The sequence below is a fragment of the Bacillus sp. FSL R7-0672 genome, from assembly GCF_038601465.1.
Lineage (GTDB): Bacteria > Bacillota > Bacilli > Bacillales > Bacillaceae > Bacillus > Bacillus pumilus.
Genome location: NZ_CP152010.1, coordinates 3,268,072 through 3,288,977, shown reverse-complemented (window position 1 = coordinate 3,288,977; position 20,906 = coordinate 3,268,072). Strand labels below are relative to the sequence as shown.

The 20,906-nt window shown below is 40.7% G+C and carries 24 protein-coding genes; 10 read left to right on the top strand and 14 right to left on the bottom strand.

Annotated elements, in window-relative coordinates; genetic code table 11:
- Positions 1-9 precede the first annotated feature (9 nt).
- The 3 genes from MKY18_RS16740 to MKY18_RS16730 form a co-directional block, all read right to left on the bottom strand.
- Entirely contained in the window at positions 10-1,206 is a 1,197-nt protein-coding gene (locus MKY18_RS16740; RefSeq protein ID WP_065097875.1) for a GTP-binding protein, read from the bottom strand.
- Positions 1,207-1,286: 80 nt separating this feature from the next.
- Positions 1,287-1,436, bottom strand: a complete 150-nt coding sequence (gene rpmG, locus MKY18_RS16735; protein WP_003214771.1) for a 50S ribosomal protein L33 — start codon at positions 1,434-1,436, stop codon at positions 1,287-1,289.
- A 142-nt stretch (positions 1,437-1,578) separates the two neighbouring features.
- Positions 1,579-2,001, bottom strand: a complete 423-nt coding sequence (locus MKY18_RS16730) for a DUF5362 family protein (RefSeq protein ID WP_106067006.1) — start codon at positions 1,999-2,001, stop codon at positions 1,579-1,581.
- Between the two features lie 527 nt (positions 2,002-2,528).
- On the opposite strand from MKY18_RS16730, the gene MKY18_RS16725 reads away from it, so the two are divergent.
- Entirely contained in the window at positions 2,529-2,930 is a 402-nt protein-coding gene (locus MKY18_RS16725) for a hypothetical protein (protein ID WP_044140129.1), read from the top strand.
- Between the two features lie 48 nt (positions 2,931-2,978).
- Here the strand turns inward: MKY18_RS16725 and MKY18_RS16720 are convergent, their stop codons facing one another.
- Positions 2,979-3,488, bottom strand: coding sequence for a hypothetical protein (locus tag MKY18_RS16720; protein WP_106067007.1), 510 nt, complete (start codon positions 3,486-3,488; stop codon positions 2,979-2,981).
- A gap of 98 nt (positions 3,489-3,586) precedes the next feature.
- Between MKY18_RS16720 and MKY18_RS16715 the strand changes: the two genes are divergently transcribed.
- Genes MKY18_RS16715 through MKY18_RS16705 form a run of 3 tightly spaced genes read left to right on the top strand, consistent with a single transcriptional unit; the run spans position 3,587 to position 6,472 of the window.
- A complete protein-coding gene (locus MKY18_RS16715) occupies positions 3,587-5,386 on the top strand; it encodes an ABC transporter ATP-binding protein (RefSeq protein WP_065097878.1) in 1,800 nt (599 codons plus the stop codon).
- A gap of 1 nt (position 5,387) precedes the next feature.
- Positions 5,388-5,945 (top strand): MauE/DoxX family redox-associated membrane protein, encoded by a 558-nt coding sequence (locus MKY18_RS16710; RefSeq protein ID WP_342497591.1) that lies wholly within the window; start codon positions 5,388-5,390, stop codon positions 5,943-5,945.
- Entirely contained in the window at positions 5,942-6,472 is a 531-nt protein-coding gene (locus MKY18_RS16705; protein ID WP_106067008.1) for a thioredoxin fold domain-containing protein, read from the top strand. The genes MKY18_RS16710 and MKY18_RS16705 overlap by 4 nt, the downstream gene beginning before the upstream one ends.
- Positions 6,473-6,504: 32 nt before the next feature.
- On the opposite strand, the gene MKY18_RS16700 is transcribed toward MKY18_RS16705, so the two are convergent.
- Positions 6,505-7,014: a GNAT family N-acetyltransferase gene (locus MKY18_RS16700; protein WP_065097881.1), complete on the bottom strand. Its 510-nt coding sequence runs from the start codon at positions 7,012-7,014 to the stop codon at positions 6,505-6,507.
- 116 nt (positions 7,015-7,130) lie between these two features.
- On the opposite strand from MKY18_RS16700, the gene MKY18_RS16695 reads away from it, so the two are divergent.
- Positions 7,131-8,027 carry a peptidoglycan DD-metalloendopeptidase family protein gene (locus MKY18_RS16695; protein ID WP_003214850.1) on the top strand — a complete coding sequence of 299 codons (897 nt, stop codon included), beginning with the start codon at positions 7,131-7,133 and terminating at the stop codon, positions 8,025-8,027.
- Between the two features lie 80 nt (positions 8,028-8,107).
- Here MKY18_RS16695 and MKY18_RS16690 read toward each other — a convergent pair whose 3' ends face one another.
- The 5 genes from MKY18_RS16690 to MKY18_RS16670 form a co-directional block, all read right to left on the bottom strand.
- The gene (locus tag MKY18_RS16690) at positions 8,108-8,455 is read right to left on the bottom strand and encodes a P-II family nitrogen regulator (protein ID WP_335351368.1); all 348 of its coding nucleotides are present in this window, start codon (positions 8,453-8,455) and stop codon (positions 8,108-8,110) included.
- An 18-nt stretch (positions 8,456-8,473) separates the two neighbouring features.
- Entirely contained in the window at positions 8,474-9,682 is a 1,209-nt protein-coding gene (locus MKY18_RS16685; RefSeq protein WP_044140123.1) for an ammonium transporter, read from the bottom strand.
- A gap of 193 nt (positions 9,683-9,875) precedes the next feature.
- Entirely contained in the window at positions 9,876-10,616 is a 741-nt protein-coding gene (locus MKY18_RS16680) for an amino acid ABC transporter ATP-binding protein (protein WP_113767789.1), read from the bottom strand.
- Positions 10,617-10,626: 10 nt separating this feature from the next.
- Positions 10,627-11,304 (bottom strand): amino acid ABC transporter permease, encoded by a 678-nt coding sequence (locus MKY18_RS16675; RefSeq protein ID WP_080772963.1) that lies wholly within the window; start codon positions 11,302-11,304, stop codon positions 10,627-10,629.
- Between the two features lie 40 nt (positions 11,305-11,344).
- Positions 11,345-12,232, bottom strand: a complete 888-nt coding sequence (locus tag MKY18_RS16670) for a transporter substrate-binding domain-containing protein (protein ID WP_044140120.1) — start codon at positions 12,230-12,232, stop codon at positions 11,345-11,347.
- Positions 12,233-12,400: 168 nt separating this feature from the next.
- On the opposite strand from MKY18_RS16670, the gene MKY18_RS16665 reads away from it, so the two are divergent.
- The gene (locus MKY18_RS16665) at positions 12,401-13,789 is read left to right on the top strand and encodes an MFS transporter (protein ID WP_044140118.1); all 1,389 of its coding nucleotides are present in this window, start codon (positions 12,401-12,403) and stop codon (positions 13,787-13,789) included.
- A 37-nt stretch (positions 13,790-13,826) separates the two neighbouring features.
- Here the strand turns inward: MKY18_RS16665 and MKY18_RS16660 are convergent, their stop codons facing one another.
- The 3 genes from MKY18_RS16660 to MKY18_RS16650 all read right to left on the bottom strand — a co-directional run bounded on the left by MKY18_RS16660 (position 13,827) and on the right by MKY18_RS16650 (position 16,147).
- Positions 13,827-14,426, bottom strand: coding sequence for an undecaprenyl-diphosphatase (locus MKY18_RS16660; protein WP_044140370.1), 600 nt, complete (start codon positions 14,424-14,426; stop codon positions 13,827-13,829).
- A gap of 104 nt (positions 14,427-14,530) precedes the next feature.
- Positions 14,531-15,718, bottom strand: a complete 1,188-nt coding sequence (locus MKY18_RS16655) for an MFS transporter (protein WP_342497590.1) — start codon at positions 15,716-15,718, stop codon at positions 14,531-14,533.
- 15 nt (positions 15,719-15,733) lie between these two features.
- A complete protein-coding gene (locus MKY18_RS16650) occupies positions 15,734-16,147 on the bottom strand; it encodes a MarR family transcriptional regulator (RefSeq protein WP_044140115.1) in 414 nt (137 codons plus the stop codon).
- A gap of 338 nt (positions 16,148-16,485) precedes the next feature.
- Here MKY18_RS16650 and spoIIID point away from each other — a divergent pair, with 338 nt between their 5' ends.
- The 4 genes from spoIIID (at position 16,486) to MKY18_RS16630 (ending at position 19,763) form a co-directional block, all read left to right on the top strand.
- Positions 16,486-16,764, top strand: coding sequence for a sporulation transcriptional regulator SpoIIID (spoIIID, locus tag MKY18_RS16645; RefSeq protein ID WP_008343327.1), 279 nt, complete (start codon positions 16,486-16,488; stop codon positions 16,762-16,764).
- Positions 16,765-16,948: 184 nt separating this feature from the next.
- A complete protein-coding gene (gene mbl / locus MKY18_RS16640; RefSeq protein ID WP_012011515.1) occupies positions 16,949-17,950 on the top strand; it encodes a cell shape-determining protein Mbl in 1,002 nt (333 codons plus the stop codon).
- A gap of 124 nt (positions 17,951-18,074) precedes the next feature.
- The gene (locus tag MKY18_RS16635) at positions 18,075-18,914 is read left to right on the top strand and encodes a flagellar hook-basal body protein (protein ID WP_003215293.1); all 840 of its coding nucleotides are present in this window, start codon (positions 18,075-18,077) and stop codon (positions 18,912-18,914) included.
- Positions 18,915-18,944: 30 nt separating this feature from the next.
- Positions 18,945-19,763, top strand: coding sequence for a flagellar hook-basal body protein (locus tag MKY18_RS16630; RefSeq protein WP_044140113.1), 819 nt, complete (start codon positions 18,945-18,947; stop codon positions 19,761-19,763).
- Between the two features lie 14 nt (positions 19,764-19,777).
- On the opposite strand, the gene MKY18_RS16625 is transcribed toward MKY18_RS16630, so the two are convergent.
- Positions 19,778-20,833, bottom strand: coding sequence for a tetratricopeptide repeat protein (locus MKY18_RS16625; RefSeq protein WP_065097884.1), 1,056 nt, complete (start codon positions 20,831-20,833; stop codon positions 19,778-19,780).
- Positions 20,834-20,906 lie beyond the last annotated feature (73 nt).

The following is a 20,906-nucleotide window of genomic DNA, read 5'->3' as shown; positions in this document are numbered from 1 at the left end:
CCTCCTGGCTTAATGTTGGATTTTCCATTGAAAGGGGTCTTCAAACGTAGTCCATTCTTGATCAAATTCCTCAGGTGTGAGTAAGCATTGATCAAGTGTGCGAATGATATCTGCTTTAGGTAAATCTACGCCAATAAACACAAGTTTTGTATGCCTGTCACCAAATTCTGCGTCCCACTCATCAAGAAGCTCTGGTTCTTGCTTTAATATCTGTGCTTTTTCTTGCTCAGGCAAGGCAGCAATCCAGTAGGCAATTGGTTCAATCGCAACAGATTTTCCAGCCTGTGAAATTAAAATGGTTAAATCATGATGTGTGGCAAGCCATGTAAACCCTTTAGCGCGAACTATTTGCTCTGGCATCTGATCTAACCAATTATTTAACCTGCCAGTATGGAAGGGAAGTCTTCTTTCATAAACAAAGGAGGAGATTTGGTATTCTTCTGTTTCTGGCGTATGCTGAGAATGCCCAGCGTTGATTTCTTTAATCCAGCCAGCAGAAGCACTGGACTTTTCAAAATCGAATAAACCAGTATTTAAAATGTCACTTGGCTTTACTTGCCCTTTTGAGGTTCTGATGATAGATGCTTCTGGTTGAAGTGTGGTCAGCACGTGCTCAAGTCGGTCTAATTCTGAGTTTGATACTAGATCACACTTATTGATAATCAACACGTCGCAAAATTCAATTTGATCAATAAGTAAATCGGAAATTTCTCGTTCGTCATCATCGGAAACGGCTTGTTTACGGTCTAATAGACTTTCTCCTGACTGGAAGTCGGTCCAGAAACGGTTCGCATCTACAACAGTGACCATCGTGTCTAGCCGGCAAAAGCGCGTCAAATCTATCCCCATTTCTTCATCAATATAAGAGAAAGTTTGCGCGACTGGAATAGGTTCACTAATACCTGTTGACTCAATGACAATATAATCAATATGACCAGTCTTACATAGGCGCTCTACTTCGGTTAACAAATCTTCTCTTAGTGTGCAGCAAATACAACCATTAGATAATTCAACTAGCTTCTCATCTGATCGAGAGAGCTCACCGCCTTGTTTGATTAGTTCTGCATCAATATTGATTTCGCTCATGTCATTAACAATAACAGCTACTTTTAACCCTTTACGATTTTGTAGTACATGATTTAATATCGTTGTTTTTCCAGCTCCTAAAAAACCACTTAATACTGTAACGGGTATTCGCTTATTCATTTCCTTCTGTCCCTTTGCCAATGCTCATGTTCATTTCCGCCTCTCTTAAAAAGTAATGATTACGATTTGAAACCTAAAAATTATTTTGTTTCTCTATGAAGGGTATATTTCTTTAACCGAGGAGAATATTTTTTTAACTCCAGTCGGTCCGGATTCGTTCTTTTATTCTTTGTTGTGATATAGTTTCTGTCACCAGTTTCAGTACAGGCTAAGGTAATTTTTACACGCATCAGTAATAGGACCCTCCTTTAATTCGTAATTGTTACGATTTGTATTTTAAAATGATCAAGATAGAATGTCAAGCTTAGAAGGGTAAAACAATGCCAAATATCAAACAAAAGGGGTATCAAATGTTCATTGATACCCCCTCCATTAATAAAAGTCACCAAGCTCTTCTTCGTATTCACCTTCGTAGTGCTGAATGTCACTGGGAATTTCTTGAAGAAATGCTAGACCGCCTAATATCAGCATCAGGATAATGGCGATGAATGAGAGAATGGCTGCGACAATACTTGATATGGCAAATAGCGTCTGCATTTTCATCAACTTAGCATATTGTTCTAATAACTCTTCATAAGAAGTATCAGGAGCTTGAATTAATTGTTCAGCTGCGTTAACAGATTTTTGTACATGGATTCCCATCATAATGAGGAAGACGCCAAGGGCAGCAGGAAGAACAAGCCAAAAACCAATAAGAATTGCTAGGCCGCCTGAAATATAGAGAAATATACTACCAACTTTTCCCCACTTTGTGATCGAATGAAGAGATTGAATGATTTTCTCAGTTTGTTGCAATGGTGTTCACTCCTTTATGTATTCACTCTTTATCATACTTGAGCAGGTAGTACTTTAGGAAGAGTGAATGTAGAACAATTAAAAAATATTTCTATCTTCACTTTACTATTTATGGATAAATAAATTATCTTCAAATAAGAAAAAAGTAACATTTACTATGAATTTTAACGTCGATTTATGTCATAAATAAGATTAGTAGTTAAAAATAATTAGTAAAATTATCAAAATATGTTGTTAGTTGTCTTGTAATTGGTTATTATTGTGTTGTATTACCATAAAAATTGGAAGGTGGAATTCATATGTTAGATCGTTTCTTAAACAAAATGACCAATGTTCAACCTGCAGCTTCAAGATGTATTTTGCAAAAATTAGTCACTTCATGCAAATCAGCGCCAACTTGTTTCCTTCAAGGTGTTGGAACTTTCCGTTACTACGTGGATCGTGATACAGGTGAGATTTGTACTAGCCAAGAACGCATTAGATGTGGCTGCTAAATTCAAGGATTTTATTTAATAGGATGTGAACGCATGAGCATATCTTCGATTTCATTCTTAACAAATGCTATGCAGACGTCAAACAGTCGTCAAGCGAGTCAAACATCCAATTCTTTTTTAAACCAAGCAGCGAAAATTGTTCAAGGCGACCATTCTCCAGAAGAGAGAAAGGCATTATTTCAACAACTGACTCTAGTTCAGCAAGGAAAAGATTTAGAGCTTCATGTGTCTAAATTAAAGGAACTAGAGAAAGAGGTTCAAAAAGAATCGTCTTCTTCGTCCGTTACTGTGAATCAGCATGGTGACCAAGTAGATATTTCAAATGAGGCTCGCAGTGAGTTTGACCAAGCTGAGGAACAAGCCACAGCTTCAAGTGAAGCGAGTGAAATCGCCGCAAGGGAAAAGGATCAGGATGTACAGGCAGATTCAAACTAATAAAAAAATGAGGCGTGTGTTTTTTATCTTCACATGCCTCATTTATGTTTATTTTGCAGAAAACCTTGAATAAAGACCATCCGGAAAAGGGGCTGCATATGAGATTGTTTCATCTTCTTCTACCATGATGTAATATGGAAACTCTTCAATATGAAAGGCGCCTATCATTTGTTCGTCCACTGAGATAATTCGCATGTTGGTTTGGTTATCACGATATAATTCTTGATCCTCTTCTTTCCCATTCTTTAGCAAAATACTAAAAGAAATGTCTAATTGACCCTGCTTTTTCGTTTCTAGGAATTGTTCCAGTGATGGGATGCAATGCGGACATGCTGTGTCAGTGAATATAAGCAACTGCTGCTTGTGATTGGTTTGCAGTAGATCATTTATTTGAATAGGTGATGTTTTTTCAAGTAGCGGATGAACAAATTTTTGTCCAACATGCTGGATCGGTAAGATGATTAATTCCATCTGGTGTTTTAAATAGATCATGATTCCGATCGTCAATAAAAGGCTGCAAAGAATAAGAGTTAGCTGTAAAAGTAAGATTGAAGTCATCGTATATCGTCCTCTCAGAATGAAGTTACGCAGAGCTATCATAATATAAATATCAAAAATATGTCAATTATACTAAATGGTGTAAGGTGGAGCGTTTGATGAGTACAGTGAACCATTGTTTATATGCAATCTCCTATACTTGGAAAAGAAGTCGATCATATCTTCTATTAACTTTATTAATCCAAGTGATCGTTGGCTTTATGCCTTTGGCTAGTGTCTGGATTATTCAAACATTGATTAATGAAATTATTTTATTCATGACTTCTTCAGGAGATATTCAAAAGGTCTTAAGGTTATTTGGGTTGCAAATGGTCATTGTGATTTTAGGATATGGGCTTCAATTCATTCTTCAGCTTAGTCAGCAGAAAGCGACAAATCTGATTGGTTTGCATTTGAAGGGTGAATTGCTTCAAAAAGCGATCAGGCTTCCATATATTACATTTGAACACCCGTCTTTTTATAATGAAAGTCAACGTGTGATGAACAGTCATCAGCATGTTCTGAGTATGGTTAGAAGTATTTTTACAATCATGAGCGCATTGATTACTGTTGTATCACTTCTCATTTATATGATTGGTATCCATTGGGGCTTGGCGGTCATTCTGATCTTATGTACTCTGCCTGTCTTGTGGATTGAGCTTTTCTTTGGAGGTGCACGGTATCAATTAAACCGCATGTTAACGGCCAATGATCGAAGAGAAATGTATGTGTCTGATCTTGTTGCGCAGCGAGATTCATTGAAGGAAATCCGTTTATATGGAATTGGAAATTATCTTCTTCAAAAATGGCAAGGTCATTATGTAAAAAGTGCAGATGAAAAATATAAATTACTAAAACGTCAGGTTCGCTGGGAGATGGCAGGCGGATTGCTTATGACATTTGCCTATGTGTGCTGTGGTCTTTTTATTGTCTTTCTTATCTTTCAAAAGAAATTAGCTGCGGGTACGTTTGTTGCTGTGCTCCAAGCTGTGCAAAATATTCAAAGTGGTTTTCAGGATTTGACGAGGGAATGTTCTAGTTTATATGAAACGAGTCTCTATATTGATGAAATGAGAACTTTTCAAAAGAGAGAAGAAGAAATTGATGAGCAGACAGAGGAAACGGCATCGCTTCGTAGGATTGAATGTATTCAGTCCATTACGCTAGAAAATCTCTCTTTTACCTATCCGAATATGAAAACGCCTGCTATTGAACATATACATTTTCATATCGATAAAGGTGAACGCATTGCATTGGTGGGGGATAACGGATCAGGTAAGACGACCTTGATTAAATGCTTGACCGGTTTATATGATCCAGACAAGCCGAATATGCAAAGGGTCAATGGTGAATCGATATCGACCGTTTATAAAAAATCATATCATGCGAGAATGGCCGTCCTTTTTCAAGATTTTATGAAGTACGAATTCACTGTGAAAGAAAACATTGGATTTGGCCGTATCGACGAAATAGATAAGGAAGAGCGCATGATCTCAGCTGCACGGCAAGCAGGCATAGAGAAAAGAATTCATCAAATGGAAGAAACATACGATGCGCAGCTTGGCCGGTTTTTTGAAGAAGGTCATGAACTATCTGGGGGACAATGGCAAAAGCTTGCGATGGCGAGAACCTTTTTTAGAGAAAGTGATTTTATCATTTTAGATGAACCGACTTCTGCTCTCGATCCGCTATCGGAGATTTCACTCATTCGAAAGCTATTCGATCATACTCAGGATCAAGGGGTCTTGTTTATCACCCACCGTATGGGAGCGGCCCGCTTAGCAGACCGGATTATCGTGATGAAAGATGGTGCTTTCGTTGAAGAGGGGAACCATGAAGAACTGATGGCGCTAGATGGAGAGTACAAAAGACTTTACGAGGCACAATCCCAACTATTTCAACAAAAGGAGATGGCGTAAGGTGAGTGTCTTTTATTTTATAGGTGTCTATTTATTAGGAATCATCTTTGCAGGTTCATGGCTTGATAAAGTGAGAAAAAAAACAGCGCATATTCAGCAGATGAATGCTTATCGACTGCTGCCTCTTGCGCTCACGGCGCCTATGTTTTATTTGTTTTTGACTGTTGAATTGGCTTGTACGGGTTTATTGTTCGTGTGGAACATGTCTCTTGTACCTGCGATTGGTCTTACAGCACTTTTATGTATCTATACTGGAGCGGTCACCTTCAATTTATTGAGAGGACATCGTCACATTTCATGCGGCTGTGGAGGTTTGCTTGAAAATGACCGCCTTCACTGGGGAATTGTGATTCGTAATGTGTCGATGCTGGCTCTTGTGATTGGGTTGTTTTATGTACATCCCTATGTAGAAACAATTCCGTGGCCATTTCATATTATTTGTTTTCTGATTGCAGTGGCTGTCTGTTTGATTATAGCAGTGGGGAAAACAATCATGATGTTCAAAAGAAAATGGATGAATCAATTTGAATCGTTTATAGAAGGAGACCAAGTGAAATGACTGATATTCTACTAATTATTGTGTTATTCATTGTCATTGCTCAGCTGGCGGTCGTGTTTTTGCTTGCCCGCTTTATCGGAAAATTTATGAGTAAAATTAAATCCCTTGATGGGATTGAATTAAAGGAAGCGGATGTTGGTGATGCTGCGCCGTTATTTCGAAGCTATACACATTTAGGAGATAAGGTTATTTTAAAGGAGTATTTACAGAACGGAAGAGCCGTGATGCTGTTATTTGTAAATACCACTTGTATGACATGCAAAAGCATTTTGTCTGATATGCGTCAGCACATTTCTAGCGATGATACTCAATTCATTTTCATCAATGGAGATGAACAAGGAGATGATGCATTGCTTCTTCAATTGCTGCCTGATCAAGCTGTGTATGTGCGCTCTTCGCAAATCATGGAGCTGTATGGGGTAACTGTGGTTCCGCAAGCGATTCTGATAGATGAACATGGCATCATCCTCCAAAGAAAGGCTGTTCAAAATGCGAAACAGTTTGAACAGTTGTTACACGCATCATAAAAAGGCGTCTCTTTGTTGGAGAGACGCTCGTTTTATAATTCTTTTCCTAGAATGTCTAAATCGTACCTGCTGCCGTCCATTTCTGCGATGCGTGGCAAGTGACCCCATGTTTCAAAGCCGTGCTTTTTAAATAATCGAATGCTGGCTTCGTTGTGCCCGAAAATAAAGGCGAGTAATGTTCGAATGCCTAGTGAAGGTGCCAACTCAATGGCCTCTTGTAAAAAAAGTGATCCTAAGCCTTGCCCTCGATAGTCTTGGTTTAAGTAAATACTCATTTCAACGGTCCCGTTGTATGCAGGTCTTCCATAAAACGTTTCAAAGCTGAGCCAGCCGTAAATATGTCCATCCTCATCTGTTTTCACATAGAGAGGTCTTTTCTCTGAATGATTCAAAAACCATTGCCGGCGGTCTTCAACTGAAACTGGTTCTGTATCGGCGGTTACTTCTCTTGAAGCAATAGTCGAATTGTAAATATCAACGATTGCTTTGAGGTCATCTTCTGTTGCTATACGGTTGAAAGTTTTCACATTAAAGTCCCCCATCTTTTTTTCATTCATCATACATATTATTGATGCGATTGCGCAAAATAAAAAGAAAAATGATTTCGTGTGTATATATTTTTTGAAAAGTGTTCAGAATGTTGCTGAGGTGATGAAAAATGAGAGAGGAAGAAAAGAAACGTACTTCCAAAATCACAAAAGTTCAGCAATTTTTCCGTAAGCGCTGGGTATTCCCTGCAATTTACTTGGTCAGCGCAGCGGTCGTGTTAACAGCCGTTCTTTGGTATCAAGCTGTATCAAAAGATGTGAAAGACCAACTATCTGATGGAAATCAAACAGGGCAAGAACAGCGTGATGATGCCGTTGAAGTTGGAAAGCCAATTGAAAATGTTGCCATGCCAGTCCAGAATTCTGATAATGTTTCTGTCGTGAAAAAGTTCTATGAAGCAGATGCTGATCAAAAAGAAAAAGAAGCAGCACTTGTAAACTATAATAACACCTATACCTTGAGCAAAGGTATTGATCTTGCAGATAAAGATGGCAAAGTGTTTGATGTCACAGCTGCTCTTAGTGGAACAGTGGTTCAAGCGAAAAAAGATCCAGTTCTCGGTCACGTCGTTGAAATTGAACATGAAGATGGATTATCGACTGTTTATCAATCGTTGTCACAAGTGAGTGTTAAAGAAGGCGATGAAGTGAAGCAGAATGATGTCATCGGTGCTTCTGGTAAAAATCTTTATGGTGCTGAAAGCGGCAACCATGTGCATTTTGAAATTCGTATGGAAGGTTTAGCGCTTAATCCACTTAGCTTCATTGACAAGCCTGTTTCGACTATTGAAAAGGCCGCGCAAGAAGTGACGGAAGAAGCAAAAGAACCTGCTCAGCCAAAAGCTGATGAAAAAACGAAGGAACCTGCTGCTGAAGATAAGGCCAAAGAGCCTGCTGGAGAAAAATCTGAAGAAAAGTCTGATGAGAAGGGGAAATCCTCTGATCAAGAAAAGTCTTCTGATTCCTCTAAAGACAGCAGTCAATCTGAAGAAACAAAACAATCTTAAGTCTTGAAACCTCTGTATATGAATCATGCAGAGGTTTTTTTCTGTCTTTAAAAAATCCCCCGCACTCGGCGGGGGATGGTTTAGAGTGCGGCAGGTCCTTCTTCACCTGTCCGAATGTTGATTGTATTTTCTATCTCATATATAAAAATTTTCCCATCCCCTGGTTCGCCTGTACGAAGTACCTTTTGAGCTGTTTCAACGACCTGTTCGACAGGTACTTCGCTTAGGACGATTTCAATCTTTAATCGTTCGTACACATTATTTTCCTTTTTGACGCCGCGGTATAGCTCTGTATGTCCCTTTTGTAAACCGCAGCCGTGTACATTCGAAAAGGTAATGGAAGTGACACCAATCTTTCCAAGCTCCACCTTTAATGTTTCAAAATTGGCTGGACGTGTGACAATCTCCACTTTATACATTTTGCTCATAGAGACACCCCTTTTTCATTAATCTTGATAAGCTTTTTCCCCATGCATGGTTAAATCAAGACCCACTGATTCTTCTTCTTCAGTTGCGCGAATTTTAAAGAAGAGATTGACCACTTTGATGATCACGTATGTCACAACAGCTACAAAGGCATAGGTGGCTACAATAGCAACAACTTGCTTCCAAAGTAAGCTGGGATCTCCGTAAAATAAGCCATTGGCTCCGCCGTCATTGACAGAGGTTGTTGCGAAAAGCCCTGTTGCAATTCCTCCCCAAGTCCCGCCAATTCCGTGAAGCCCGAATGCATCTAGTGCATCATCATAGCCAAATTTGGCTTTGAGTGAGAAGACTCCCCAGAAACACACGATGCCGCCGATGATTCCGATGATAATAGAAGCAAAAGGTGTGACAAAACCTGCGGCAGGTGTAATTGCCACAAGACCTGCGATGGCTCCAGAAATCGCGCCGAGCATGGTCGGTTTTTTGTTGATCATCCACTCGACTAACAGCCAGCCAATGATTCCCGCAGCAGCAGCTGTATTGGTGTTAATAAAGGCATACATTGCGACACTGTCTAAGGTAAGAGCACTTCCAACGTTAAAGCCAAACCATCCAAACCAAATGACAGCTCCGCCAAGAAGGGTATAAATCAAATTGTGAGGAGAAGAGCTTGCTGCTTCTTTACGCTTCCCGAGCACAATCGCTACGACTAGACCTGCAACACCTGATGAAATGTGAACCACGTTTCCTCCAGCGAAGTCGAGTGCACCCATTTCGCCAATCCAACCGCCGCCCCATACCCAGTGTGCGACTGGCGCGTATACAAATGTGACCCAAAGGAGTGTAAACACGACGACCGCTGAGTAACGAATTCGTTCAGCAAAGGCACCTGAGATGATGGCTGTTGTTAAGACGGCAAAGGTCATTTGGAACATCATGAACAATGAATGTGGAATGGTCTCACTGTAGGAACCAGGTTCAAAGCCAACGCCTTTTAGTCCAATCCAGTCTAAGCCTCCAATCCATGCATTGCCTGGCGCAAAAGCCAAGGAATAGCCGAACATGATCCATACGATAGAGACGATCGCTAGTGAAGTTAAGCTGTGCATGGTTGTACTTAAGACGTTTTTACTTCTCACGAGTCCTCCGTAGAATAAGGCTAAACCCGGTGTCATTAACCACACAAGTAGTGCGCAGAAGAACATAAATACTGTATCACCCATTTGCATGCTGCATTCCCCCTGAATCATTCAGAATTAATTGATTTCTTAATTCTTCATTATAGAGAGAAAAGTCATATATAACATATTCGTGTAAGTTAATCTTACATGGTTTTTGGTTATATTCAATATAAATGGATGAAAAGTTCGTGAAATATGAGAAAAAACGTGCATTGAGCACGAAAAACAAAGGGCGTTTGACCTATAAAATGGAACTGAGAAACAACTTGGTTCGTTCCTCTTGAGGAGAATCGAACAATTTTGATGGCGTGCCTTCTTCGACGATACGGCCTTCGTGCATATAGACGACACGATCGGCGACTTCTTTTGCAAAGCCCATTTCATGTGTGACGATAACCATCGTCATGCCTTCTTTTGCGAGACTTTTCATTGTTTGCAGTACCTCGCCTACAAGCTCTGGATCGAGGGCGGACGTAGGTTCGTCAAATAACATGACATCTGGTTTCATGGCAAGAGCTCTTGCAATAGCCACACGCTGCTTTTGACCGCCTGATAGTTTAGAAGGATATACGTTGGCTTTATCCGCAAGTCCGACCTTTTCTAACAGGACGTTGGCTTCTGATACAGCTTGAGTCTTTTTTGTTTTTTTTACCATAACAGGCGCCTCGATGATGTTTTCAAGCACAGTTTTATGCGGAAAGAGGTTAAAATGCTGAAACACCATGCCTATTTTTTGCCGCATCTCGTTTAATTGATCGCGTTTTGGATGAACAGGGCTGCCATCAATGATGATTTCTCCATCATTTTTGATTTCTAAAAAGTTCATACAGCGGAGCAAGGTGCTTTTTCCAGAGCCGCTGGCTCCAATTAAGACGACTACATCATTTTCATAAACAGTGAGGTCGATATCCTTTAAAACATGCAGTTCTCCGAAGTGTTTGTTTAGTTTTTCAACACGAATGAGTTCCTTTGATTCTGTCATGTTTCTCCTCCTAATGGTCACTGACTGATAGTTTCTTCTCAAAGGTTTGGACAGCGAACGTTAACAGCAGGACAAGAACTAAGTAATAGACGGCTACAACAAGTAAATAGGTCATATTGTCAAAGCTGTTTGAGCCTTGGGTCGTGGCGACGTTAAATAGTTCATTGACGCTAATAAAGGCGGCGAGTGATGAATCTTTTAAGCCGATAATGAACTGGTTGCCAAGAGGGGGGAGGGCGCGTCGCATCGCTTGCGGGAGAATGATGCGTCTCATTGTTAGAAAACGTCCCATGCCAAGAGAGCGTCCTGCCTCTTTTTGCCCCTGATCGATCGATTGGATGGCGCCTCTGAATATTTCTGCTATATACGCTCCATTATGAAAGGCGAGCGCAATGGAAGCGGCCCAGAAGTCGGGGATATTTAATTCTGTCAGTCCAAAATATAGGATGAAAATTTGAACAATCAGTGGTGTGCCGCGTACAAGGAAGATATAGGCGTTGGCGATATAACCGAAGACAGTCACGCGTGATATTTTCAATAAAGCAAAGAAGAGCCCGATGAACATGCCAATAAAGATGCTGATCACAGTGAGCTGTAACGTGAGTAGCATTCCTTCTAAAAAAATACCTCTTGAATCAATCAGCGTCTGAAAAAAATGTGATAGGCTAGGCAAAACAATCATCTCCATTTGAAGAAAGTGCGCCTAAAAAAGGCGCACAATCGTGGTTTTAATTTTGTTTGACCGTGATGTCTTCATCAAAGTATTTCTCGCTAATTTGTTTTAATGTTCCGTCCTTTTTTAATGCGTCAATCGCATCGTTGATCTCTTTTATGAGCTGTTCATTTTCTTTAGATACAGCAATTGCCTGCTCGCTTTGTCCGAGTCTTTCCTGCGCTTCGATCTTTAATTTTTTCTTCATGGCTTCTGCACCTGTGGCGAAATCCGTCACGACTGCATCGTGTTTTCCGTTGGCTAGTGCTTCTAAAGCGACTACATCACTGTCGTAATATTTTGGTTCCTGCCCGCTATGTTCCTTTGCAATATCAGCGTAGGACGAGCCTTTTGAAACAGCAATTTCTTTACCTTTTAAATCATCAGCATGTTGAATGTCTGCTTCAGGTCTTGTGAAAATTTGCGGACCAGAGTAGTAGTAGGGCTTAGAAAGAAGGACGTGTTTTTTTCGTTCCTCATTGATGGTATGACTTGCAACTGCCGCATCAAATTTTCCTGATTTCACACCTTCGACAATGCCTGCGAACTTATATTTCTTCTGTATAGGCTCAAGGCCTAGTTTGTCACTGATCGCATTGCCTACATCGATATCAAAGCCTGACATCTGATTCCCATCCATGTAACTGAACGGGTGAAATTCACCTGATGCTGCAAATATAAATTTTCCATCCTCCAAAATTGGCGACCCTTTCGCTGTAGAATTACGTTTATCTCCGTTCCCATTTGTTTCATTTGAACCACACGAAGACAGAAGTAATACTGCAACCGAGAAAAGGGCTGGGACCCAAAACCGTCTTTTCTTAATAATAAGCTTCTCCTCCTTTTCAGCCGTTCTCCATATAAGGAGAAAGTAGGCTTTTAAATATGTGTAGCATCTTACCATTTGTTCCTCATATTCTCAATTTTATATGTGTTTTTCCAACACTCGCCCTTTTTAAAATGTATGTCTTGCTTTTCCAAGAGAGAACTTGAATTGATCAGGGTAAAAAAGGGAAATGAATCTCATAATAACGGAAGGAAACATGCCAGAACATAAAGAGGGGGTCGGTGTATGAAGAAGTGGAGGGACAACCGAAAAGTCTTTTTAACTGCTATTGCCTTTGGGACGATGTTAAATCCGTTGAATTCCTCAATGATTTCTTTGGCCTTGCATCAAATCCAACATGAATTCGGTTTGTCATTTACGACTGTATCTTGGCTTATTTCGTCTTTTTATTTAGCTAGTGCGGTGACGCAGCCGGTGAGCGGCCGGATTGGGGATCATGTGATGAGCCGGAGAACATTATTTTTATTCGGACTGGGTCTTGTGGCGGTCTCAGCCATCTGTGCGCCGTTTGCCCCGACGTTTGCGGTGCTGATTGTGATCCGGCTATTGCAGGCAATTGGGAGCAGTGCCATTTATCCTTCTGGTGTCGGACTCATTCGGGATCATATTCAAGACAAGCAGGCATCGGCGTTAGCGGTATTGTCCATTTTTGCTTCAGCGATGACGGCGCTTGGACCGACACTTGGCGGCTTTTTGATGACAATCGGTGGCTGGCCGGCTATTTTTTTAGTGAATCTGCCTTTTATTTTGATCAGCTTCTTTCTTGGACTATCTTTGTTTCCAAAGGAGCAGAAAAAGAGAAAGCTACGTATAGGTGAAACGATACGGAAGCTCGATCTGCCAGGCATGCTGCTTTTTACAGTTTGTATTGTCCTTCTGCTTTCGTTTTTATTATCACTAGGTCATGGCATTCAATATGTACAGGGGATTCTTTGTCTCGTGAGTGCAGGCGCTTTTATTTGGTGGGAGTATCAGGTGGATGAACCGTTTATTCAAATTCGGATGTTCAGACAGGAGCAGCGGCTTTCACTCGTGTATGTGCAATTTATCATTTTAAATATCTTTTTCTATTGTCTTTTCTTTGGTTTGCCGAGCTATTTCCAAGATGAATTAGGCTGGCGTGTGGAAATGACGGGTCTTTTTATGCTTTGCATGTCTGGGGTGAGCATCATTATCTCTCCGCTGACGGGAAAGTGGGTGGACCGCGGGGATGAACGCCATCCCGTATTAGCCAGTGCGGTATTAATGCTGGCTGGGGCGTCTGCGATGACCTTCTTTTTTATTCCGGCACCATTATGGGGGAAAGGGCTGGTTCTAGCGCTGCTTGGACTTAGTTACGGGATTGGAAATGTTGCGCTGCAAGCTGCCATGCTCAAGGCAAGCCCTCAGCATATGATTGGCACGTCCTCTGGGCTTTTTCAAACATGCCGCTACCTTGGTTCCATTCTGTCATCTGCTGTTCTCGGTATGCTGTTTGGGGATGAAATTGCTGGTCCTCATTTTGAGCAGTTAGGCTGGACGTTGATCATGATTTCCCTTATCGGCATCGGTGTCAGTCTTTATTTTTCGAACAAGGTCAGAGGAGGACATTCAATAAAAAAAGCGGCGCGATAAGTGGAAGAAGATTCTTCATCACGTTATCGCAAGCCGCTTAAGAGTTAGACAGGTCAGAGCCCTGATCCTTTTGCTTCCTTCTGAATATTTTCCCTACAATTGTCTCATAGAAAGTGACGATGCGATCAATTGGAGAGTCAAAGAACTTCCATAATTTATTCATGATAAACACGACCACAATCGATACGATCAAGCTGCCTAAAACATCTAATGGATAATGGTGACCGACCCAGATGCGGGAGAATCCTGTGAGTAATCCAAAGACGAGCAAGATGTTGCCAAGCTTTTTATTACGAGATCGAATGGCAAGTGAAAGAGCCAGTGCACCTGTTGTATGGTCACTTGGGAAGGAAGCGTCTGCTGAGTGCGGAATGAGTGTGTCGACTTTATGCGCCACAAACGGTCGCTCCTCATAATGAAACAGTGTAATCGCAAAATTGACGATAAGTGCCGCGATGCCCGTTACACCGGAAAAGAAGACATGCTTCTTAAATTTGTGATTACCTAAAAACCAGCAAATCAATAAGACAAGGGCGTACACAAGAATGGCCTTTTTCGTAATGAAAATCATGGCCTGATCTAAAAACTCAGAATGATGAGCCATCCCGTGTATCACTTTAAACAGTTCGTAATTCAAAACATCACCTATACCTTCGCTTAATGCCAACTATTTGTCAAATAATCGTTTATTTGAAACATCCTATATTTTAGCATGTTTCCGTTGAAGTTTAAAATAGAATCCTATTCTGATAGGGAGACCTTCTGTGCTTTTGCTTCTTGGGGCTTTCGTTCGCTCCAATAAAAAACAATCATACTGAGCAAGACAACAATACCTGCAATGAGATATACATTTGAAAAGTCTGTGAAACTGACAAGAAGACCAAATACAAATGAGCCAGCAGCAATACCCGTATCATATAAAGTGAAGAAAGTAGCCGTCGCATAGCCTGTACGGTGAGCTGGTGAGTGCTGAATGGCAAGTGTTTGTAAACATGGTACTAGCGATCCATAGCCAAGTCCAATGACACCACCTGATAGAAGAAGCATTGTAGCTGAATGTGTAGCTGTCAGCATCCATAAACCAATCGCAAAAAGAGCAATCGAAGGATAGATCACAATGTGAGGACCTACTCGGTCAAAAAGTCTGCCTGTAAATGGACGTGATCCAAGCATCGCTGCCGCAAACACAATAAAGAAATAACTGCTTGCCCCCATCAAGTGAAGGGAATTGGCATAGACTGAAATAAATGAAATGATCGGAGAATAACAGAATGAAATAATGATGCCGACCGCCGCTGTTTTTAATGCACCTTTTTCAAACAGATGAGAAAAAGTAAATCGGAAGACGACACTACCCCCATCTTCAAGCTCTGGCTGTCTGATCAGCATCGTAAAAGCGGCACCAATGGTAACGATAATGGAAAAAAGAAGGAATAAGGAATGGGATCCTACTTTTCCTACTTGATTGAGTGCGATAAATGGACCGATAACCACAGCGAGGTTCATGGACATGACAAAGTAGCCGAGTCCTTCCCCGCGTTTATGTTTTGGAATCATATCTGCCGCAATGGCACTGGTTACTGTCGTCAAAATGCTAAAAAAGATGCCTTGCACGAAACGCAGCATGAGAAGCGTTTGGAATTGATCAATTGAGATGTATAAATAAGTGAGTAAGGCAAATGCCGTTGAGGAGAAAATCGCCATCCGTTTTTTACCGAATTTCTCAATAATGGCTCCAGAAAACGGTCTTGTCACAATGGCGGACAATAAGAAGACCGTCACAAGGAGACCGCCCTGTGATTCTGTTCCATTTAGTTCATCCATTGTGTAAATAGGCAGCAAGGTTAAAAGGGCATAAAAAGAGGTGAACGTAAATAAATTCACCAGGACAATCATGATAAAGTCTCTCGTCCAAATGCGTTCGTTCATGATGTATGTCACTTCCTATTCAGTTGATAATTTGTGTAAAAGTGTATGGAGGAGTTGTTTTTCTTCGTGGGTGAAATCTGAAAGACATTCTTCTTCAAATTGTTCCATCGTACGTTTGATTTCTTCAAATCGGGCCTTAGCATCATCTGTCATCACGATCAGATTTTCACGTTTGTCTTTTCCTTGTACACGTTGCACCCAGCCATTTGCTTCTAGACGGGTTACGGTTCGGGTAATGGTTGGGGCTTCGACGTTCAAATATGTCCAAATGTCTTTTTGGGTTTTCGGGCCGAATGTATCCAAACAAAAAAGTACAGTCCATTGGGACATGTACAAGTCATAAGCAGCAAGCGCTTCGTTCGCCTTTTTAGACAGCAGGCGTGCGCTTTGGTGTATTTGATGTAAACACTCTCTATTTAACGTATCCATATGCTCACCTTTATTCAATATTTAGCTAGGTAAATAAAATCACCTTTTCTATTTTACGTGCTCGACCCATTCTTGTAAAGTGAAAATTTTCGCCACTCGAAATGATTGCATTTTCTGATAAATCCCTTGTCCTATCTTCATTTTTAGCATATTCCCTATGCAATGCTAATACACTGTTACAAACCTGACAAAGAGAGTGTTTGAGGTGAGGGATCGTGTTTGGCATTTACTACCTAATGGATGAGAAATTAAGACGAACAAGCGCCTCTGAAAATGGATAATATTGATACGAATCTCATTTCACACTTCTCACATCCATTTTAGGGAGGTCGAGTGGTGTGCACGATTACATCAAAGAGCGAACAATCAAGATAGGAAAGTATATCGTGGAGACAAAGAAAACCGTTCGTGTAATTGCGAAAGAATTTGGAGTCTCTAAAAGTACTGTACACAAGGATCTAACAGAAAGACTGCCAGAAATTAATCCAGATCTGGCTAATGAAGTGAAGGAGATACTGGATTATCATAAATCAATCCGCCACTTGCGAGGGGGAGAAGCCACTAAATTAAAGTATAAAAAAGAAGAAATTTTAGAAGGCGAGCCTGTGAAACAATAAGCTTAGTTCTTTGTTCATAAACATGATATATATATCTTCCTCATATCGGTAGTTTCTAACCACAAAATTTGTAAAGACTTTTGTAAAGAAATATCTTTTTTTCTGCAAATTATGATAGAATATATAATTAGGGCAGAATGTGGTATTTGCTATGGAAACAGATTTTCAAGGAGGATATATATAGATGTTTGCTAGGGATATTGGAATTGATCTTGGTACTGCCAATGTACTGATTCATGTCAAAGGAAAAGGAATTGTGTTAAATGAACCATCTGTTGTAGCTCTTGACAAAAACAGCGGGAAAGTTTTGGCTGTTGGAGAAGAGGCTAGACGTATGGTTGGACGTACGCCTGGGAATATTGTTGCGATTCGTCCATTAAAAGATGGCGTAATTGCTGATTTTGAAGTAACTGAAGCGATGCTCAAGCATTTTATTAACTCATTAAATGTGAAAGGGCTATTCTCTAAGCCGCGTATGCTCATCTGCTGCCCAACAAACATTACATCTGTTGAGCAGAAGGCGATCAAAGAAGCTGCTGAAAAAAGCGGCGGTAAGCATGTATTTCTTGAAGAAGAGCCAAAAGTAGCAGCTATTGGTGCTGGTATGGATATTTTTCAGCCAAGTGGAAACATGGTCGTAGATATTGGAGGCGGAACGACAGATATCGCTGTCATCTCAATGGGTGACATTGTAACCGCCTCTTCTATTAAAATGGCTGGAGACAAATTTGATCTGGAAATTCTCAACTACATTAAAAAAGAGTACAAGCTGTTGATCGGTGAACGCACGGCTGAGGATATTAAGATCCAAGTTGCAACGGTATTCCCAGACGCACGTCACGAAGAGATTTCAATTCGTGGACGAGACATGGTGACAGGATTACCAAGAACGATTACCGTCACAAGCAAAGAAGTAGAAGAAGCATTGCGTGAATCTGTATCTGCGATTGTTCAGGCTGCGAAGCAAGTTCTTGAGAGAACACCGCCTGAATTATCAGCTGATATTATTGATCGCGGCGTCATCATTACAGGTGGCGGAGCTCTTCTAAACGGGCTTGATCAATTGCTTGCAGAAGAGCTGAAAGTACCAGTTTTCGTTGCTGAGAATCCGATGGATTGTGTAGCTGTTGGTACTGGCGTCATGCTTGATAATATGGACAAGCTGCCAAAGCGTAAACTCAGCTAATGATGTCCCTCATTCTTTTTCGAAAGAATGGGGGATTTTTATTAAAGAACCCTGCAAATATGCCGATATATTTCATAGAAGATTGTGTTTAGGTCATGTGAAAGAATTTTAATGAGGTGAGCACGTGTTAAAAGGACTATATACCGCAACATCTGCCATGATCGCTCAAGAGCGGCGGACAGAAATGCTTTCAAATAATATCGCAAATGCGAATACGCCAGGATATAAAGCGGATGAGGGGACCATGCGGGCATTTCCAGAAATGCTGCTAAGCCGAATGGAGTCAGGACGTTTCCAAACTTCCTCAGGCAAAGGTTTTAGTGTTCCGCAGCAAACGCCGATTGGCGGCATAAATACGGGGACCTATATGCAGGAACTGATCCCTCAATTTACACAAGGAACTTTAAAAACAACAGATCAAACAACGGATGTCGCACTAGTCGAAAATAATGTGCCGATCAACCCGGAGACCAATCAGAAATCAGCGCTCTTTTATGCGGTCAATACCCCAGAAGGCGTTCGTTATACGAAAAGCAGCTCGATTACAATGAACGCACAAAATCAGTTGACTATCAATGGACGTGCCCTTCTTTCTGTCACAGGTCAGCCAATTACGGTTCAGAGTGAGAATTTCAAAGTGAATGCAGATGGAACTGTGAGTGAAAATGGACAAAATCTCGGGCAAATTGATGTACGTGTTGCGATGGATACAAGGAATTTAGCGAGAGAAGGAAATGATTTATACCGTACAGCTGATAACCAGCCCCTGCCAAGCGCAGTCAATAACGGTCAAATGTCCTATACGTTAAGTCAAGGTGTATCGGAGCTATCGAACGTGGATGTGACGAAATCATATACAGAAATGACAACCGCCTATCGAGCATTTGAAACAAACCAAAAAGTGGTTCAGGCGTATGATAAAAGCTTAGAAAAAGCAGTGAATGAAATCGGCAGAGTGTACTAATCAAGAAATGAAAAAGAAAGGAGGATTCTCATGCTTAGAACGATGATCAATGCAGCTGTATCAATGAACGAAGTACAAAAGCAGCTTGATATTATCAGTAATAACATCGCGAACAGTGAAACAACAGGGTACCGTGCGAAAAATACCCGTTTCTCAGAGCTGATCAGACAACAGTTCAACCAAGTGGATGAAAAAAATGAGCAGGTGGCAAACAGTCGTCTGACACCTGATGGGCTAAGGCTTGGTACGGGTACGATGGTCAATGCGTCCATTAACTCGCTGCAAGGCTCGATTAAAGAAACAGGTCGTGATCTTGATGTTGCATTTGGAGCGCCATCTCAGTATATGCAGGTCAATGTCGGCGGTAATATTCGTTATACAAGAGACGGTTCTCTTTACTTACAGCCAGGCAATAATCGTAATCAAGTGCAGCTTGTCACTAGCGAAGGCCATCCGATTCTTGATGAAAACGGAAATGAAATCGTCTTAAATGCGAATTTCCGTGATATTTCAATTGATAAAAATGGACGTCTAACAGCCATTTCAAGAGACAATCAACCGAATCAGCAAGTGAATTTAGGGGTTGTACAAGTCAATAACTCTTCAGCACTTGTCTCTGAAGGAGATAATTTGTTCTCAGTTGACGGTACTTATCAAGGTGCATTAACGGCACTAAATGGAGCAAACCGCCAAGCGATTCAGCTTCAGCAAGGTGCACTTGAAACGTCGAATGTGGACATGTCTAAAGAATTAACGGATCTCATGACAACACAGCGCTCCTATCAGATGAATTCAAGAACGATTACGATGGGTGATCAAATGCTTGGATTAGTGAATACAATTCGATAACGAGCAGGCTGACATCAGCCTCTCATGATAAAAAAGGCGGCTCGCTCAAAGTCGCCCTTTTTTTTATAAAAATCTGAGACATCGGCAAGCAGATCCTCAAGATCAATCCAAGCTTCTTTTCGTTCAAGGCATGTGACGAGCCTTGCAATCTGCTCATCTGCCTTTGGCGTTTGGCTGTAGAGAAGAAATAAGATTTGGAACTTGATTCTTAATATATCAAATTGTGAAGCAACGGCTTCTTTTAATCCTTTTTGAATATACTTCATTCCTTCATCGGTTAAATTTTCTTTATAACAGGAACGCACAGTTTCATAGAGGCACGATACATAGGAGTGTGCGGACTTCCGGTATGCTGGGAGATGAAGTGCTTTTTTAAAGTATTCCAGCGCTTTCTTGTGACGGTTTTGTCTCGACTGAATAAAGCCAGCGTCATAATAAACGATACCGAGCAGTTCTTGATCATCAATGATTTTCACGTATTCGATGATCTCAATAAAAAGAGCTTCTGCTTCTTCATATTTTTTTTGATCGCTAAAGTTAAGTGCGAGGACAATTTTGCACCGATAAATGCTATGGATATCCCCGTGCTTTGCAAAGATATCCATGGCTTTTTCAACATGACGAATCGATAACAACGAATAGCGGTTGTTATAATAAACACCACTTGTACGAAAATGGAACTCGGCTTCCTCTAGCTCATCGTCTAGCAGCGGCAGTTTTTCTTCTGCTTTTTCAAGATAATGAATGGCATCATTTTGATCGCTTTTTAAAGATTCGTATAAACCGAGAAAGAAGTTAAAATAATATTGCAGTTGATCGTTCATTTGGTCTTTGTACTGCATCAGTTCATGTTTAATTTTTTCTAAGTCCTCTGTCTGATTCATCCAGAGCTGATGCCGAAAAAGCATCAGCTGATAATGTAAATAGAGTTCCTGTTTTTTTGATATTTTACGTTGATGTTTTAATAGAGTTATTTTGATTTCTTCAGCCTTCGAAAAATGTCGATGCTTTAGCATTGTATACCACGAATGGAGAAGTTTTTTAATGGATTTATCACTTATAAAATTCATTTTTACCCTCTTATTCAATCAATGATGTAATATATATTACCATATTTGTGAAAAAACAATGAGTGTAGTGTGG

What these genes read in the sequence shown, in the direction of transcription:
- MKY18_RS16740 (WP_065097875.1), bottom strand. Translation starts at nt 1,206, where the DNA reads ATGAATAAGCGAATACCCGTTACAGTATTAAGTGGTTTTTTAGGAGCT.
- rpmG (WP_003214771.1), bottom strand. Translation starts at nt 1,436, where the DNA reads ATGCGTGTAAAAATTACCTTAGCCTGTACTGAAACTGGTGACAGAAAC.
- MKY18_RS16725 (WP_044140129.1), top strand. Translation starts at nt 2,529, where the DNA reads ATGAGCATATCTTCGATTTCATTCTTAACAAATGCTATGCAGACGTCA.
- MKY18_RS16720 (WP_106067007.1), bottom strand. Translation starts at nt 3,488, where the DNA reads ATGACTTCAATCTTACTTTTACAGCTAACTCTTATTCTTTGCAGCCTT.
- MKY18_RS16715 (WP_065097878.1), top strand. Translation starts at nt 3,587, where the DNA reads ATGAGTACAGTGAACCATTGTTTATATGCAATCTCCTATACTTGGAAA.
- MKY18_RS16705 (WP_106067008.1), top strand. Translation starts at nt 5,942, where the DNA reads ATGACTGATATTCTACTAATTATTGTGTTATTCATTGTCATTGCTCAG.
- MKY18_RS16700 (WP_065097881.1), bottom strand. Translation starts at nt 7,014, where the DNA reads ATGGGGGACTTTAATGTGAAAACTTTCAACCGTATAGCAACAGAAGAT.
- MKY18_RS16695 (WP_003214850.1), top strand. Translation starts at nt 7,131, where the DNA reads ATGAGAGAGGAAGAAAAGAAACGTACTTCCAAAATCACAAAAGTTCAG.
- MKY18_RS16690 (WP_335351368.1), bottom strand. Translation starts at nt 8,455, where the DNA reads ATGAGCAAAATGTATAAAGTGGAGATTGTCACACGTCCAGCCAATTTT.
- MKY18_RS16685 (WP_044140123.1), bottom strand. Translation starts at nt 9,682, where the DNA reads ATGCAAATGGGTGATACAGTATTTATGTTCTTCTGCGCACTACTTGTG.
- MKY18_RS16680 (WP_113767789.1), bottom strand. Translation starts at nt 10,616, where the DNA reads ATGACAGAATCAAAGGAACTCATTCGTGTTGAAAAACTAAACAAACAC.
- MKY18_RS16675 (WP_080772963.1), bottom strand. Translation starts at nt 11,304, where the DNA reads ATGGAGATGATTGTTTTGCCTAGCCTATCACATTTTTTTCAGACGCTG.
- MKY18_RS16670 (WP_044140120.1), bottom strand. Translation starts at nt 12,232, where the DNA reads ATGGTAAGATGCTACACATATTTAAAAGCCTACTTTCTCCTTATATGG.
- MKY18_RS16665 (WP_044140118.1), top strand. Translation starts at nt 12,401, where the DNA reads ATGAAGAAGTGGAGGGACAACCGAAAAGTCTTTTTAACTGCTATTGCC.
- MKY18_RS16655 (WP_342497590.1), bottom strand. Translation starts at nt 15,718, where the DNA reads ATGAACGAACGCATTTGGACGAGAGACTTTATCATGATTGTCCTGGTG.
- MKY18_RS16650 (WP_044140115.1), bottom strand. Translation starts at nt 16,147, where the DNA reads ATGGATACGTTAAATAGAGAGTGTTTACATCAAATACACCAAAGCGCA.
- mbl (WP_012011515.1), top strand. Translation starts at nt 16,949, where the DNA reads ATGTTTGCTAGGGATATTGGAATTGATCTTGGTACTGCCAATGTACTG.
- MKY18_RS16630 (WP_044140113.1), top strand. Translation starts at nt 18,945, where the DNA reads ATGCTTAGAACGATGATCAATGCAGCTGTATCAATGAACGAAGTACAA.
- MKY18_RS16625 (WP_065097884.1), bottom strand. Translation starts at nt 20,833, where the DNA reads ATGAATTTTATAAGTGATAAATCCATTAAAAAACTTCTCCATTCGTGG.